13 protein-coding genes are annotated in these 15,497 nt (G+C 63.4%); 1 reads left to right on the top strand and 12 read right to left on the bottom strand.

The genetic code is table 11. The features are described from left to right. Positions 1-121 precede the first annotated feature (121 nt). The 10 genes from U5A52_RS20370 to U5A52_RS20415 all read right to left on the bottom strand — a co-directional run bounded on the left by U5A52_RS20370 (position 122) and on the right by U5A52_RS20415 (position 12,891). Positions 122-1,357, bottom strand: a complete 1,236-nt coding sequence (locus U5A52_RS20370; protein WP_321911262.1) for an MFS transporter — start codon at positions 1,355-1,357, stop codon at positions 122-124. Between the two features lie 534 nt (positions 1,358-1,891). Beyond that, on the bottom strand, positions 1,892-3,040 hold the full coding sequence (locus U5A52_RS20375; protein WP_321911263.1) for a GGDEF domain-containing protein: 1,149 nt from the start codon (positions 3,038-3,040) through the stop codon (positions 1,892-1,894). Between the two features lie 513 nt (positions 3,041-3,553). Further along, positions 3,554-4,156, bottom strand: a complete 603-nt coding sequence (locus U5A52_RS20380; RefSeq protein WP_321911265.1) for a hypothetical protein — start codon at positions 4,154-4,156, stop codon at positions 3,554-3,556. A gap of 180 nt (positions 4,157-4,336) precedes the next feature. Continuing rightward, the gene (locus tag U5A52_RS20385; RefSeq protein ID WP_321936020.1) at positions 4,337-5,221 is read right to left on the bottom strand and encodes an SMP-30/gluconolactonase/LRE family protein; all 885 of its coding nucleotides are present in this window, start codon (positions 5,219-5,221) and stop codon (positions 4,337-4,339) included. Continuing rightward, positions 5,218-5,985: an SDR family oxidoreductase gene (locus U5A52_RS20390; RefSeq protein WP_321911268.1), complete on the bottom strand. Its 768-nt coding sequence runs from the start codon at positions 5,983-5,985 to the stop codon at positions 5,218-5,220. Before U5A52_RS20390 ends, U5A52_RS20385 begins: the two co-directional genes overlap by 4 nt. 88 nt (positions 5,986-6,073) lie before the next feature. Then, entirely contained in the window at positions 6,074-8,482 is a 2,409-nt protein-coding gene (locus tag U5A52_RS20395; protein WP_321936021.1) for a glycoside hydrolase family 3 N-terminal domain-containing protein, read from the bottom strand. 107 nt (positions 8,483-8,589) lie between these two features. After that, a complete protein-coding gene (locus U5A52_RS20400) occupies positions 8,590-9,720 on the bottom strand; it encodes a sn-glycerol-3-phosphate ABC transporter ATP-binding protein UgpC (RefSeq protein ID WP_321911271.1) in 1,131 nt (376 codons plus the stop codon). A 34-nt stretch (positions 9,721-9,754) separates the two neighbouring features. Next, positions 9,755-10,585 carry a carbohydrate ABC transporter permease gene (locus U5A52_RS20405; protein ID WP_321911273.1) on the bottom strand — a complete coding sequence of 277 codons (831 nt, stop codon included), beginning with the start codon at positions 10,583-10,585 and terminating at the stop codon, positions 9,755-9,757. A gap of 3 nt (positions 10,586-10,588) precedes the next feature. Next, positions 10,589-11,506, bottom strand: a complete 918-nt coding sequence (locus U5A52_RS20410; RefSeq protein ID WP_321911275.1) for a sugar ABC transporter permease — start codon at positions 11,504-11,506, stop codon at positions 10,589-10,591. A gap of 89 nt (positions 11,507-11,595) precedes the next feature. Next, complete coding sequence (locus tag U5A52_RS20415; protein ID WP_321911276.1) at positions 11,596-12,891, bottom strand: extracellular solute-binding protein; 1,296 nt, start codon at positions 12,889-12,891, stop codon at positions 11,596-11,598. A gap of 313 nt (positions 12,892-13,204) precedes the next feature. Between U5A52_RS20415 and U5A52_RS20420 the strand changes: the two genes are divergently transcribed. Continuing rightward, positions 13,205-14,254 carry a LacI family DNA-binding transcriptional regulator gene (locus U5A52_RS20420; RefSeq protein ID WP_321911278.1) on the top strand — a complete coding sequence of 350 codons (1,050 nt, stop codon included), beginning with the start codon at positions 13,205-13,207 and terminating at the stop codon, positions 14,252-14,254. On the opposite strand, the gene U5A52_RS20425 is transcribed toward U5A52_RS20420, so the two are convergent. Both U5A52_RS20425 and U5A52_RS20430 read right to left on the bottom strand, forming a co-directional pair. Then, positions 14,233-14,622: a type II toxin-antitoxin system VapC family toxin gene (locus tag U5A52_RS20425; protein ID WP_042267575.1), complete on the bottom strand. Its 390-nt coding sequence runs from the start codon at positions 14,620-14,622 to the stop codon at positions 14,233-14,235. The genes U5A52_RS20420 and U5A52_RS20425 overlap by 22 nt on opposite strands. Beyond that, on the bottom strand, positions 14,622-14,852 hold the full coding sequence (locus U5A52_RS20430) for a type II toxin-antitoxin system Phd/YefM family antitoxin (RefSeq protein ID WP_069262207.1): 231 nt from the start codon (positions 14,850-14,852) through the stop codon (positions 14,622-14,624). Before U5A52_RS20430 ends, U5A52_RS20425 begins: the two co-directional genes overlap by 1 nt. Positions 14,853-15,497 lie beyond the last annotated feature (645 nt).

Genomic DNA, 15,497 nt, shown 5'->3' on the forward strand with positions numbered 1-15,497 from the left:
TGATCCAATAGCATTGAGTATTTTTGCGCAGACACAGAACGGGCGTGCGCGTTTGGCGCGCCGTGGCACGTCATGGCACGGCGAGCGCGATGGCTCGCCGCCTTCGCTCACTCGACTCGTTTCAGTCGAGGGAAGGGCTGCATTCGCGGTCGAGCGCTGCGACACGCGCGGGCCGCTCCATTGCCGCAAGCCGCTGCAACGTCACGAGGCCGAACACCGCGAGCGCGCAGCCGAGCACCAGATCGGCGCGAATGCCGGCACGGTCCACGATCGCGCCGCCCACCGACGAGCCAAGCGCGATCGCCACCTGGATCACGCTCACGAACATGGCCGACCCCGCTTCGGCCTGATCGGCTGTGCCACGCTGAATCCACACGGAAAAGCACAGCGGAATCGCGCCGAACGCCACACCCCACATCAGCATCGCCGCGATCTCGCCAACGCGTACGTGGTCGAGCAGGATCATCGCCGAGAGCGCACACAACAGCAGCGCCGTCATCGTCGCCACGGCGAACTTCAAACGCGTGGCGACGAAAGCCGAAGTCAACGCGTTCGAGAAAAAGCCGATCACGCCGAATGCGAGCAGCAGCAGCGTGATCGCGCTCATCGTAAAGTCTTGCTGAAGCAGCGGCGCAATGAACGTGTACGTCGAAAAATGCGCGCCGAACACGAGCGCGACCATCAGCATGCTCAGGCGCACATGCGGGCGGCGCAACAGCATGACGAAATCGGCAAGACGCAATGCGGCAGCCGAAGGCAGCGACGGCACCAGCAATGCCTGAGCGATCAGCGCCAGCGCGACAAGACCGCCTGTCACGAAAAACGACATGCGCCACGAGGCAAGCCCGGCGATAAAGGTGCCGAGCGGCACGCCGATCACCGTTGCGCAGGTCACGCCGGTGAGGATGATGGCCGTTGCGCGCGCGGCGTCGCTCGTGTGCACGAGGCGCCCCGCTGCGGCCGTTGCGAGCGTCCAGAAGCCGCCGAGCGCCGCGCCGAGCATCGCGCGGCCCACGAGCATGAGCGCGAAATTCGTCGAAAGTGCGCAGACGATATCGGACGCGAGCAGCATGGCCGTGAGCAACAAAAATACGTGGCGCCGATCCATGCGCCCCGCAAACATCATGAGGCCCGGCGCGAAAATCGCGGCCATCACGCCCGGCGTGGTCACCATGAGGCCAGCGGTGCCCGGCGTCACGCCAAGCTCGCGGGCGATTTCGGTGAGCAAACCAACCGGCAGGAACTCGGACGTCACGAACGCGAATGCGCTGATTGCCACGGCAAAGACGGACAACCACTGGCGCAGTGTCGTCTCTTGAAGCGGCGCGGGCGCAAGATTGGGAGAACGGTCGTTCATGTTTCGATGACTGTTTTGAGTGGGGCGAATAATAAAAGCCATTGTTCGGCAATTTCACACCAAAAAATGGGGAAAATCGCCGTTTAAATGGCCAATCGGGAATGGCGTTTAAATTAACATCAAAAAAAGAAACGCGTGCGGCCCGACAATTGGCGGGGTCGGCAAAAGGGTTATGAACGGAATGTGACGCGGCGTGCCGCCCACAGGCTTGCGGGGCGGAGATGATGTCATTTCAGTCCCGGAAAAATAAACGATATTTTTCCGGGGAAAAGTTAGGCGTCGATTAGTTTGAGTTTAGATCCGCGTTTGCACACCCACGCGCGCGATGAACTGATTCGGTCCACTCGATGTGCCATCGGGGTCGAGCACGGCGCTGTCATGATGCGAGCGCACGAAGCGAGCAAGACAAAAGGCGCTCAAGAAGCACGGGGTCGTGGCGGCCCCTGGGCGGCCAACGCGTGGCAGAGGGCTTCGAGCCGGGCGATATCGACGCCCTCGCCATCGCACCTCGCGAACCTGGCGCGCGCGACGCGTTCATGCGGGTCTTTCAACCGCCGGGACCGGTTCGCCCGGCGCCTTTTCGCGCTTGACGGCGTACATCGCAAGATCGGCGCGGCGCAGAACCAGATCGACGTCCAGCTCGTTCGCCGCGACCGTCGTGAAGCCGACGCTCGCCCCAACGCTCACCAGGAGCCCGGGCGCCAGTTCGAAGGGCCGCTCGATCGCTTCGGTCACGAGGCTCGCCCTTTCGCGCGGCGCCCGGTCCGCCTGAGGATCGACGATCACGAATTCGTCGCCGCCCATGCGGGCCACCCATGCGCCCGCGCTGGCCAGCATGCGCAGGCGGCTCGCGACCTGCACGAGCAGCATGTCGCCGGCCTTGTGGCCATGCGCGTCGTTGACCAGCTTGAAGCCGTCGAGATCGACGAAGAACACCGTCATGCCCGCCTTGAGGGGCGTCGCGCTCGCCGGTCCCGCCGCGCTGAAGAGGCCGTCGCGGTTCAGCAGCCCCGTGAGGGCATCGTGGCGCGCGCGATGGCTGTTTTCCCGTTCGGCCTTCATCGTCGAGATGAGCATGGCGTTCAGGTGCCGCGCGGCGGCGCTCATGGCGAACAGATAGAAGGGAATTTGCAGGAGCGAGAGCAGGAGCACCGGCTCGCCGCCCAGCAGCGCGCCGATGCAGCACGGGCCGAGCGAAAGGCAGATCATGACCGCCACGAGCCGCGGCGCCGCGAAATTGCGGAAGCAGATGCCGCCCACCATGGCGGCGGCGGAAAGGAAGGCGAGCGTGGCGGATACCCAGTCCCGGCTCATGGCGCTGACGAGCGCGCCGTAGCCCACGGTCGCGCCCCACAACGGCGCGAGGAGAATATAGACGTCGGTGGGCGTGCTCTTGCCCTCCCTCGCGCGGCGGCGCGAAAGGGTAAGAATGGCAAGCCGCACCATACAGACGACGATCTCGGCGATGAGCCAGAACTTGAACGGAAGCGTTCCATGGCGGCGTGCCAGGAGCCACGCCACGGCCACGGTATTGGACACGCCGCCGAAGAAGATCGGCAGGGTTCCGAACAAGGTGCCGACAAGGGCGACACGGATTTCGTGCGGCGTGTCCTGTCCGGGCTCGGTCAACCAACGGGCCAGCTTGCCACGCGGCAAAGAGTAGATTTCGTTGCGGGAGCTCACATGCGTCACCGTCGGTCGTACCGCGCGCCAGACGTTTTCGCCCCTCGCGCCCTGTCAAGTCCGCGTCGTACGGCCGTGCGAAAGCAACGGGCGCCGCCGCCCAACTGCGATAACGGCAGGCTGTAAGGAAAACTTTAGGAATGCGGTGGGTGAGGGGTTTTGGTTGAGCTAGCAACCAATGGGGGAAATTGGCGTGAGCATCATACGATTTACATCAGACCAGGCACGATGCATTGAAGCAACGCGCTGCCAGAATTTTAGGGTCGGACTAGATCGCTCGCAAGGGCGCCCGGTCCAGTACATAGCGCGCAAAAAGACGCCGCCACCATGGCAAGACCCAATCCCCGGTTGCCTCCGGTAATCAGCACCGTTTGATTCTGCATCGTCTCCATCGCGCCCTCCTGTTCTCGCCGAAGCCGGTGCACACTGCAACCGGCATGCTAAAGACGGATGGGCAAACGAAAACGGATCGGTCCACTAAAAAAAAGTTATCGACTGCGCGCGACGATGCCGCTAACGGGCGACGGTGACGGTCATCTCGGATTCGTACGTGATCTTCACGTGGCTATGGTGCTTGAGGGTCTGCATCACCTCGACGAGATCGGGGCGGCTCACCCGAATGGAGCGCGCAGTGCCCGACTTGTCCACGATGGTCAGGAGGTTGAGCTTGCGGTCGACGGCTGTGACTTGCGCCACGCCGCTAAAGACGCGGAGCACCTGGAAGTTTTCGTTGTCGGCGCCGGAGGAGTGCTGCGTAATTTTTGCGGTGTGGTTCAGGCGCGTGATCGCCACGCCGTTGGCGGGCGTCAAACCGGTGACATACGGCTCCAGATAGTGGGTTGTAAGCTTGTCGCCGACCTTGACGACATCGAGCACGTCCGGATGCTCTTTCACACTGAAGCTCAGGTCGTCGCGCCCCGGCACGGTCACGACGATCAGCGCATTCTTCCGATCGATCAGACTGATCGTGCCGCTTTCCGTATCGACGGATGCCCCGGCTGGCATGGCTTCCGAAGCGGCGGAGGCCTGAGTGTCGGCGGCCAGGCAGATGGGTGCCGTGGCGGCATAAACGCCAATGGCCGCGACGCAGAGCGCAAGGCTGCGCGCGAACGACATGCACGTATTCGATCGATAGAGCATGGTAGTCCCCTTGAAACGATCAGGTGCCACGCTTGTTGCGCCGGTCCGGGACCATGGCGTGTGCTCTCGGAGCCTAACACTGCAGCACGCCCCGGGCATCGGACTTTAGTCTTATAGGGTCGATGCGATCGATACGGTCGATACGGTCAATACAGCTTAACGCGCGAAGGCCGCCGCGCAGCGTGCCTGAGCCTGGCCCGGCACCGGCGAGTGAAACGAGAACAAGCCACCCGCCTGCGGCTGCTTTTCGCGCTCGGCGGCCGTGAGCCCCTTCCACGCAGTCGTGGCGTACACGGTGCGCAGATCGTCCCCGCCGAACGCGAGCTTCGTGATGTTCGCGCAAGGAAACGCCACCTGCTCGACCAGTTCGCCTTCGGGAGAATAGCGGTCGATACGCCAGCCGCCGAATAGCGCGACCCACACGTAGCCCTCGGCGTCCACCGCCATGCCGTCCGGGTGGCCTTCGCCGCCAATCGCGGTGAAGATGCGCTTGCGCGACAGCGTGCCGTCAACGGCGACGTCGAACGCATAGACAACGCGGCGCATCGTGTCGTTGTGATAGAGCGTGCGGCCGTCCGGGCTCATGGCCGGGCCGTTGGTGATCACATAGCCGCTGTCCTGTGCGCTCATCGTGCCGCCTTCGTCCACGCGGTACAGCGTGCCGGTCGGCGATTCTTCGGCGTCGTCCATCGAGCCGAACCACAAGCGTCCTTGCGCATCGGCGAAACCGTCGTTCAGACGATTGCCCGGCAAATGCGGCTCGACGTCCACCAGCTTGTCGAATTCCCCGCTCACCGCATCGAAGCGATACAGGCCGTCGGGCATGCCGCACACGAAAACCCGGTCCCCGAGCGGCGCGAGAAAGCCGACCTGGTCGGGCGCGTACCACGTCGTGCGCACCCCGGTCGTGACCACGAGGCGATGAATCTGGCGGCCCTTGATATCGACGAAATAGATCGCGTCTTCCGCGGCCTGCCACAGCGGCCCTTCGGCAAGCTCCGCGCCGATGGGCCATACGCACACAGGAACCGGCATCGTCATTCTCCGTACCATCCACAGTCGACAAAGTAATCGCGGCCCGAGCAGCGCGAGGCGTCGTCGGAAGCGAGGAACAACGCCATGCGCGCGACATGCTCGGGCTCGATGCGCAGGGGCAGACACTGCCCCGCCACCACCTTCGCCTCGCTCTCCGGCGTTTGCCACAGGTTCATCTGGCGCGGCGTTTTCACGGCGCCCGGGATGATGCAGTTCACGCGAATGCCCGCGCTGCCCAGATCGCGCGCAAGACCGCGCGTGAGCCCCTCGATGCCGGCCTTCGCGGTCAGGTAAATCGGCAGGTTCGGCAATGCCACATGCCACGACACCGACCCGAAGTTCAGGATCACGCCGCGACCCGCCTCGCGCATGCCCCGCGCGGCGGCCTGCGCGCAGAAGAACTGGTGGCGCAGGTTCACGGCGATACGCTCGTCCCAGTACTGCCCCGTGAGTTCGCCGATATCGTGGCGGTCGTCGTTGCCCGCGTTGTTCACGAGCACGTCGATCGGGCCCGCCGCTTCGACAATCGAAGCGAACACGCTTTCGATCGCGTCGACGCTGCGCAGATCGCAACGCTTGAACAGCGGCGGATGCTTCGCATGCCGAAGCGTTTCCTGCAGGGCCAGCGAATCCTGTTCGGCCACGTCGAGGAAGAACACGCGAGCGCCCTGCTGCGCGAACGCCTCGACAACCGCAGCGCCGATACCGCTGCCGCCGCCGGTGATAACGACGGTTTTGTCCGCCAGGCTCGGATAGATTGCGTACGACATCAGATATTCCAGTTTTGACTTGTAGAACCCCAAACAGAGCGGCGAGCCATCAATAGCTCGCCACCCTGACCTGCTGCGTGTCCTGCCTTTACGATACGACCTCGACCGCGCTCAGCATGCGCCAGTCGCGCGGGAGCGTTCGCGCCGCGTCGCCCGCAACCGTGACCGTGCCGCGCAGATGAATGTCGCGGCTCGAACTGCCCACCATCAAATCGAAAGCGCCCGGCTCGACAATACGCTCGCCGCGTGCGTCGGTGAAATTGAGCATGTCGACGGGCAGCGTCACGCGCACGCGCGCCGAGGCGCCCGCCGCGAGCGGCACGCGCGCAAACGCCTTCAGCTCGCGCACCGGCCGGGCCACCGACGCGTGCTGATCGCGCACGTAGATCTGCACGATCTCCGTGCCTTCGCGCTCGCCGATGTTTTCAACCGTGAAGCTCAGTTCGACCGTGCCGTCTTCAAGCGCGACTTCGCTCTGCGCCACCGCGAGATCGCTGTAGCGGAACGGCGCGTAACCCAGGCCGAAACCGAACGGATAACGGCTTCCGAAGTGGTAGGCGATCGGCGTGCCCGCGCTCTTGAGGCGATGGTTGTACACATACGGCACGGCGCCTGCGCTCTTCGGCACCGAGAGCGGCATGCGGCCGCTGAAATTGGCGCGGCCCACCAGCAGATCGGCCAGCGCCTCGGCGCCGCGCTCGCCGGGTGCGAACGCCATGATCTGCGCGGCGATGCGATCTTCGAGACCACCGAGGTTGTACGGACGGCCGCCCGTCATCACGACGACGGTTGGCGTGCCGCTCTCGACCACGGCCTTGAGCAATTGCAGCTGCACGCCCGGCAGTTCGAGGCTGTCCGTGTCGGACCCTTCGCCCACCGTGCCGGACTGGAACAACCCCGCCAGATCGCCGACGAATACAATGGCCACGCCCGCCGCGCGCGCGGCTTCGACGGCGCCTGCAATGCCATCGGTCTCCTGGCTGATCAATTCGTCGCGGTTGGCGCTGCCGCTCAGGTCGAGCGACACATCGCCCGGGAAAACCGGCGCGCCCGCACGGCGCTCCTTGATGATGTCGCAGCCCTTGGCATGCAGCACGCGCGCCTCGCCGAGCAGCGCACGCAATGCGCCGAGCGGCGTGGCAATCGAAGCGACCGACTGCTCGCCCGAGTTGATGAGGTGCACCGGGAAGCTATAGCCCGCGAGCAGCGCGAGCGGGTCGTCGGCAGTCGGGCCGATCACGGCGATTTTCTGGGCGCCATCGGCACGCAACGGCAGCACGCCGCCTTCGTTGCGCAACAGGACCGCCGATTCGAGCGCGACCTGGTAGGCCGTATCGCCCGCCGCCGTGCCCTTCACATCCACGCGCTCGGGGTCCACGTACGGGTTCTCGAACAGGCCAAGCTGGAATTTCGTGCGCAGCACGCGCGAAACCGCGGTGTCGATCGTCGCTTCCGTGATCTCGCCGCGCTCGAGCGCTTCCTTCAAATGGACAGCGCACTCGTGCCCAGGCAGTTCGACGTCGAGCCCCGAATTGAACGCGAGCGCCGCCGCCGATGCGCTGTCGTGCGCCACGGCATGATGGCTGTAGAGCAGATCCACGGCAGCGTAGTCGGCAACGACGAGGCCTTCGAAGCCCCACTTTTCGCGCAGCGTATCGTGCAGCAGCGCGCGGTCGCCATGACAGGGCACGCCGTCGATATCGTGGTACGCCGGCATGATCGAGCCCGCGTGCGCGAGCTTGACCGCCATTTCGAACGGCAGCAGGAACACATCGTTCAGCTCGCGCGGGCCGACGTGCACGGGCGCGTGATTGCGCGCGCCTTCGCTCGCGGAGTGGCCGACGAAGTGCTTGAGCGTGGCGAGCACATCGCGCCGCTCGCCTTGCAGACCGTTCACGTAGTGACACGCGAGCACGCCGACCAGATACGGATCTTCGCCGAGCGTTTCCTCGGTGCGGCCCCAGCGCGGATCGCGCGAGACGTCGAGCACGGGCGCGAGCCCCTGGTGGCAGCCGATCGAGCGCGCCTGCTCGCCGATAATGCGCCCCACTTCGCCCACGAGGCTCGGGTTCCACGTCGCCGCGTAGTTCAGCGGCGAGGGAAACAGCGTGGCGTCCTTGATCATCAGGCCCACGAGGCACTCCTCATGCGACATAACGGGAATGCCCAGGCGCGTGTCTTCGACCATCTTGCGCTGCAGCTCGTTGAGCGCGCGCACGCCTTCCTTCGGATCGACCGTGTGCGTGCCGAGCGGGCGCGTGATCTGGCCAAGACCATGCGCCAGAATCTGGTCCACCGTGAGGCTGTTCGCGCTTTGCGCGAAATCGATCGAGCGCGCCTTGTGGTCGCCGTCGGCGGACAGCTTCAGCCACGCGGCGTGAAGCTGGGCGATTTTTTCGTCGAGCGTCATGCGCGCGAGCAGATCGGCCACGCGTTGCTCGGTCGGCGCATCGGCGCGGCGATAAACCGCAACCTCAGTGGTGTGTTCAAGCGACATCGATTGACTCCCTGGTATTGCACCAGACGGCTTTTTTCCTCACCGTCTGCTTAGTTGTGCTTTTGAAATTGGCGTTGCGCAGCCGCGCGGCAAAAGCCGCGCTCCGCTCAGATCAGACGTCGCAGCGCCATATCGTGATCGTCGAAAACGTGGCAAGCCTCGGGGGGCAGCGCCAGGTTGACTGCTTCATCGTGCGTCAACGGGCTGTCACCGGGCACCTTGGCGATCAGCGTCACCGCAGCCGGGCCCGTTTGCGTCGCGTGGATATAGCTGTGCTCGCCCATGTGCTCAACCAGCTTCACGCGGCTCGCCAACGTTTGTTCATTGCGCGGATCAACAGCCACGCGCAAGTGTTCCGGGCGCACGCCGAGCGTCACCTTCATGCCGGCGCGCGCACGCGAGCCGTCCACGCGCGCACGCACGCGCTCACCGCTTTCCAGGTCGATGACCACGCCGCCGTCGTCGCCGCCCACCACGGTGCCGGCGAAGAAGTTCATCTTCGGCGAGCCGATGAAGCCCGCGACAAAGCGGCTCTTCGGATGGTGATACAGATCGAGCGGCGCGCCCACCTGTGCAACGCTGCCGTTGCGCTCCATATGCGTACCCGCCTGCATTAGCACGATACGATCGGCCAGCGCCATCGCTTCGACCTGGTCGTGCGTCACGTACACGGCGCTCGCTTCGCTGAACTCGCGGTGCAGACGCGCGATTTCGGTACGCGTTTGCACGCGCAGCGCGGCGTCGAGGTTCGACAGCGGTTCGTCGAACAGGAACACGCCCGGCTCGCGCACAATGGCACGCCCGATCGCCACGCGCTGGCGCTGGCCGCCGGAGAGCGCTGCCGGGCGGCGTTCGAGATACGTATCGAGTTGCAGCGCCGCTGCGGCGCTGCGCACTTTCTTGTCGATCACGGCCTTGTCGATTTTCGCCTGACGCAGACCGAATGCCATGTTCTCGTACACGCTCATATGGGGATAGAGCGCGTAGTTCTGGAATACCATCGCGACCTTGCGCTTCGCGGGTTCGACCTCGTTCATCCGCTGGCCGTCGATGCGCAGCTCACCGTCGGTGATCGATTCGAGCCCGGCGATCATGCGCAGCAGCGTGGACTTGCCGCAGCCCGACGGGCCGAGAAACACGCAGAACTCGTTCTTGCCGACCTCGAGGTTGGCGTCGCGAATCACCGCGTTGCCGCTCGCGTAGGCTTTCTGTACGTTATTGAGGGAAATGCTTGCCATATCGTTTTATGCGAAGTTCGGTGTGCGATGCAAATCAGCCCTTGAGCGAGCCGGCCATCATCCCCTTGATCACGCGCTCCTGACCGAATGCGTAGGCAACGATCAGCGGCAACGACGTGAGCACGAGAACGGACAGCATCGAGGGTATGTTCGACGCGTATTGCCCCATGAAGTCCCAGATCGCGAGCGGCAGCGTGCGGTGCTCGGCCGTCGACGTGAGCATGTACGCGAAGATGAACTCGTTCCAGAGACCAATGCCGTTGAAGATCGCCACAGTGGCGAGCCCCGGCCCCGAGAGCGGGAAGAAAATACGCCAGAAAATGCGGAACGGGCTGCAACCGTCGAGCTGCGCGGCCTCTTCCAGCTCACGCGGAATCTGGCGCATGAACTCGGTCAGGATGAAGATCGACACCGGCAGACTGAGGGCCACATACGGGCCGAGCAGCGCGAACGGCGTGTCGTAGAGACCGAGGTTACGCGTGAGCAGATAGATCGGCACGAGCGTGGCATGCAGCGGCACGATCATGCCCGCGACCACGAGACCGAAGAGCAACTTGTTCAGCTTGAAGCGCATGCGCGCAAACACATAGGCGGCCATCGCGCTGATGATGACGATCAGCGCCACCGAAACGCCCACCGTGAACACGCTGTTGCGGAAATACGTGAAGAACGGCCCCTGCAGCACTGCCGCGTAGTTGCCGAAGAACACGTGCCCCGGCGGCGCCCACACGTTCGTCGAGAAGGTCTCTTCCTGACTCTTGAAGCTCGACACAACCATGAAAATGAAGGGGATCGTCGTGACAGCCAGCCAGATCAGCGCGAGCAGTGGAATTCCCACGCGCGGAAAGCGGAATTTCTTCTTCATGGTTCAAACCTCGGTTGCGTAGCGACGGGTGAAGTACATCGACACCGCCGCCACCGCGATAACGATCAGGAACATCGCCGAGCCGATGGTGCTGCCGTAGCCGAGCTGGAACGAACTGAACACCGTGCGATACATGTAAGTGGCCATCACCTCGGACGAGCCTTCGGGGCCGCCGCCGGTCATGACAAAGACGAGATCGAAGTAACGCAGCGAGCCGAGCACGGAGAGAATCACCGCCGTGCGCACCGTGCCTTGCAGGTGCGGCAGCTTGATGCGCCAGAAAATGGTCCACTCGGAAGCGCCGTCGAGCAGCGCGGCTTCGTTGACTTCGGCCGGCATCGACGAGAGGCCGGCGAGAAACAGGATCATGTAGAACGGCGCGTTCTGCCAGATGATCACGGCGATCGTCGCACCCAGCGAGAAATGCGGGTCGCCCAGCCAGTCTTTCGCGAGACCATCCAGGCCGAAGGCCTGCAGCGCGACGTTCAGCGGTCCGAAATTCGGATCGTAGATCTGCTTGAACAGCACGCCGATCGCCACGCTCGACATGAGCAGCGGCAGGAAATAGAGCACCTTGAGCACGCGCGAGCCACGGCCGGCCTTTTCCAGCAGCACGGCGAGCGCGAGCGCCACAGGAAGCTGGATCACGATCGAGGCGGCCGCGAGAATCACGTTGTTCTTGAGCGATTGCCAGAACACCGTGTCGTGGGCAAGCCGCACCCAGTTCGCGAGCCCGGTATAGCGGGCGGTATTGCCAAGGCCATTCCAGTCGAGCAGCGACAGCCGCAGGCTGGAAACGAGCGGATAAAGCAGGAACACGGCCAGCAGCAGCAGCGACGGCGCCAGAAACACGACCGTGACGAGCGTTTGCGACGATAGCTTCAGCCGGCGTTCAGGTGTAGCGGAAAGTGCGATATTCACGAGCTTGTCTGCCGGCCGGCGCCTCGCGGCGCCAGCCGGACTTTTCTTGAGTGTTAGGGCCTGTTCACATTGATAACAGGCCCTAAAGATCAGCCGCCCTTCTTCGAAGCGGCTTCCATTTGCTGCGCAGCCGCCTCAGGCGTGACCGACAGACCGAACAGCGCCTGCGTCGTGTCCTTGTGCAGCTCGCCCAGCGCAGGCGGCAGTGCCTGGTCGTACCAGAGCTGCACGCTCGGCGCGGCGGCCAGCAGCTGCTGCAAACGCTGCGTGAACGGATCGTCGATCTTGACGTTGTTGACCGGCGGGAGCTTGTGGTCATCCGAGGCGCGTGCCTGCATTGCCTGGTCGTCGGTCAGCGCCTGGATCAGCTTGAAGGCGGCGTCCGGCGTCTTGCACTCGGCCGAGATGCTCAGGAAGCCGTCGCCCACCGTGCCGATCAGGTCGCGCGGATCGCCCTTGCCGCCCGGCACGCTCGGGAACGGGAAGAAGTCGAGATCCTTCGAGAACGCCGGATTCTCGTTCGCGATCGTCGAAGCTTCCCAGGCGCCCATCAGTTCCATCGCAGCCTTGCCCGTATACAGCAAACGGCGCGAAGCACCCGAGTCATAGTCGAGACCGTTGATGCCCGGCGCGAACGCGCCGGCCTTCACGAGCTCCTGAATGCGCTTGCCGGCTTCGACGAACGCCGGATCTTCGAAGCCCTTGCCCTTGCCCGCAATCGCGTCGCTCACGACTTGCGGACCGCCGATACGGTCGACGAGGTACATGTAGTACATCGAGCCGGTCCACTTGTTCTTGTTCGCCAGCGAGAACGCGGCCACGTTGTGCTGCTTCAGCACATCGACGACGTGCATCAGCTCATCCCACGTCTTCGGCGGCGTGATGCCGTACTTCTTGAACACTTCCTTGTTGTAGAAGATCACGGCGGCCGCCGCGTTTTCGGCTGCCACACCGTAGGTCTTGCCGCCGAACGTCGTGACGTTCCACGACGACTGCATGAAGCGGCTGCGGAACGCCGGGTCCTTGTTCAGGTACGGCGTGAGATCGACGATCTGGCCGGACTTCACATACTCCTGCAGGCCGCCGCCACCCCAGTTCTCGAACACGCACGGCGGCTGGTTCGCGCCGAATGCGACCTTCAGCTTCGTCTTGTAGGCCTCGTTCAGGACGTGCGAATTTTCGACCTTGTAGCCCGGGTCCGACTTTTCGAAGCGATCCGACGCGTCACGAATGATCTTGCTCGACGACGCATTGGTCTGCTGATCCCATACCGTGATGGTTTTGGAATCCGCCGCAACGGCGTTCGAAACGACTGCAGACAACGAGAACAGCAGTGCCGTGGCGCCGGCTACCGCCCGCGCCTTGGAGAAACCTGGGTACGCCATGTTTGTGTCCCCTCTTATGGAATTTTGAGAGCTACCTGTGTTACCTGAGGATTTAACGTTAGCCTTAACGTTAGTGGATGTTAAGCCGAGACGTGAACTCCGGCTATGCGGGATTTTCCTGGTGAGCCCCCGGCGTGAGCTTGCGCCCCGCGCAAGGTTTGCGTACACGTGGACATTTGAAAAACTGCGCATCTGATAGAATAGCCAGCACATAAACGGTATCGCTAACGTGACCAGCGCCTAACCCGCGGAGTAACCAGCGAGTCACGAGCGAGTCTTCGCAGACATGACCTCTCGTAAGCCCACACCACGCATGGCAAGGCAAACTCCCACGCTTGAGCACGTCGCCAAGCTGGCCGGGGTGTCGCAGATGACCGCGTCGCGCGCGCTCAACGGACGCCCGGGCGTGTCGCGCGAAACGCGCGACGAAGTGCTGAGAATCGCTTCCGATATCGGCTATGTCGTGAACCGGACCGCGCAGAAACTCTCCGGCGGGCGCAACGGCATCATCGGCATCATCACACCCACGCTCGACACGCAGTTCTCGAGCGAACTGGTGCTCGGCGCGGGCCGCGCGGCACGCGGCGCGGGCATGGAAATGCTCGTGTACACCGTGTTCGACGAAGACCGCCATACGCATCACGACCTGCTTGGGTTGATTCAACAGTTTTCGGACGGCATTCTCGCCATCCTGCCGCGCGAATCGCTCTGCCTCGAAGCGCTCGCCACGGCCAAAGTGCCAGTGGTGGTGGTCGATCAGCGCGGCACGCTCACGGGCTTTCCTTCGGTCTCCGTCGACAACTACGGCGGCGCCTGTCTCGCGGTCGAACATCTCGCGGAACTCGGTCACAAGCGCATTGCCTTCCTTGCCGGCGACGAAACCATCGAGGGTGTGCGCGACCGTCAACGCGGCTATCGCGACACGCTCGCCAAGCTCGGCTTGCCGCGCGAAGACGCGCTGGTTGCCGCAGGCGATCTCTCGCAAATGATGGCGTTCGACGTCACCTTCGACCTGCTCAATCTTTCCGATCCGCCCACCGCGATCTTCACGGCCAACGACCAGAGCGCGTTCGGCGTGATCGCCGCGGTCAGGGAAGCGGGCCTGCGCGTGCCCGACGATATTTCCGTGATCGGCTTCGACGACATTCCCATGTCCGAGCAGTTTCATCCCGCACTCACTACGATTCGCCAGCCGTTCCAGCAAATGGCGCGCTCGGCGGTCAATACGCTGCTCGCGCAGATCGCCGGCATCGACGCCGCTTCGCAGCGCATCACGCTGCCCGCGGAGCTGGTGGTGCGCGACTCGACCGGCCCGGCCAGGACGCGGCACCGCCGCTCGCGTCACCAGATCGTTTCGACGTAAGTCGACGCACGCACCTTCGCATCGGAGGTCACGAGCGCGCCGCCATGCGTGCGCGCGGTCGCGACGATCAGCCTCTGATGCGAAGTCAGCGCGGGCGGCAGCGTCGCCGCGCGGAACGCAATTTCGGAATCGACCGGAATCAGGCGCACGCCATCCAGCTTCAGAAACGTGGAGAGCCAACTCCGGGCGTCCATCGTGAGCCCAAGGCTGCCGGCCTTCACGAACTCCGCAATTTCGAGCGCGCTGATTGCCGAGATGAGAATCTCGCCGCCCGCGAGTTCACGGTCGATCGCATCGTGCGCGGCCTGGCTCAACGCTTTCTGCCTGCCGAGCCAGCACACGAGCGCAAGCGTGTCGAGCGTGATCATTACTCTTCCTGCTCGGCGGGAACCGGTGCTAACGCGTGCTTGAGGTTGAAATGCGTGATCGACGCACGCAGCAGTTCGAGCGGATTCTCCGTCTTGCTGCGATAGGGCCGGATTTCAATGGTAGGTTGTCCCCGGTCCGTCACGACGACGGTTTCGCCCAGCGTTTCGACCTGGCGGAACAGCTCGCAGGCCCGGGACTTGAAAATGGCTTTCGATACTCGCTTTTCCATGACGTTCTCCACCCATCAAAATTCAATCGGATTGTTATTGCATCGGGTTGTTGCGTGCGCAATCGAATACCTGCGCTTCGTTCCCCAATGGCTCTTTATCGGCCTTGCACTTCGGTTGACTGCCTGAACTACGCCCTGGCGCCGGCGCACCCCGCACAGACGAACTGCGGGTTTTTACCGGTAACATCTTTTGCACGAATACGCCCCGGCAGCCCTTGCGCTTTCATATAATCGATATGTCTGTGAGAACCCGTCAGGCAGCCCGAGTTGTGATCGAGCGACCCGCGAGGCAAGACAACACGGTGTGTTGCTTGCCGGCGGCCAGGTGCGAATGGCGGTGTACGCCTCGCCTGGCCGTACGGACGCTGCCGCAGGGAAGCGGAGCGTTGGGGGAGAGGATTGCCCGTGTTGCAGACCGTCGATTAAGCAGAAACATAATAACGTTACCCTTAACGTTAATTGATGTTAAATCCACCGTTCTGGCACCGCCATGCGTGGTTTACCTGGGCTCGGTGAAATACGGCAGCGTGCGCGTAAACCCCGCCAGATCCCGGCCCAGCAAGGGAAAAGCGCCTGGCGAGTTCGCCAAAGCGTACTGCAAAAAAGTACCGTTCCGGCTAACGTTAAATGGGCGGTAATAAAAGT

Origin of the sequence: Paraburkholderia sp. J8-2, from assembly GCF_905220195.1 — a bacterium.
In the GTDB taxonomy this organism is placed as follows: domain Bacteria; phylum Pseudomonadota; class Gammaproteobacteria; order Burkholderiales; family Burkholderiaceae; genus Paraburkholderia.

Coding starts and splice junctions, on each gene's coding strand:
- U5A52_RS20370 (WP_321911262.1), bottom strand. CDS start 1,357: ATGAACGACCGTTCTCCCAATCTTGCGCCCGCGCCGCTTCAAGAGACG.
- U5A52_RS20380 (WP_321911265.1), bottom strand. CDS start 4,156: ATGTCGTTCGCGCGCAGCCTTGCGCTCTGCGTCGCGGCCATTGGCGTT.
- U5A52_RS20385 (WP_321936020.1), bottom strand. CDS start 5,221: ATGACGATGCCGGTTCCTGTGTGCGTATGGCCCATCGGCGCGGAGCTT.
- U5A52_RS20390 (WP_321911268.1), bottom strand. CDS start 5,985: ATGTCGTACGCAATCTATCCGAGCCTGGCGGACAAAACCGTCGTTATC.
- U5A52_RS20395 (WP_321936021.1), bottom strand. CDS start 8,482: ATGTCGCTTGAACACACCACTGAGGTTGCGGTTTATCGCCGCGCCGAT.
- U5A52_RS20400 (WP_321911271.1), bottom strand. CDS start 9,720: ATGGCAAGCATTTCCCTCAATAACGTACAGAAAGCCTACGCGAGCGGC.
- U5A52_RS20405 (WP_321911273.1), bottom strand. CDS start 10,585: ATGAAGAAGAAATTCCGCTTTCCGCGCGTGGGAATTCCACTGCTCGCG.
- U5A52_RS20415 (WP_321911276.1), bottom strand. CDS start 12,891: ATGGCGTACCCAGGTTTCTCCAAGGCGCGGGCGGTAGCCGGCGCCACG.
- U5A52_RS20420 (WP_321911278.1), top strand. CDS start 13,205: ATGGCAAGGCAAACTCCCACGCTTGAGCACGTCGCCAAGCTGGCCGGG.
- U5A52_RS20425 (WP_042267575.1), bottom strand. CDS start 14,622: ATGATCACGCTCGACACGCTTGCGCTCGTGTGCTGGCTCGGCAGGCAG.
- U5A52_RS20430 (WP_069262207.1), bottom strand. CDS start 14,852: ATGGAAAAGCGAGTATCGAAAGCCATTTTCAAGTCCCGGGCCTGCGAG.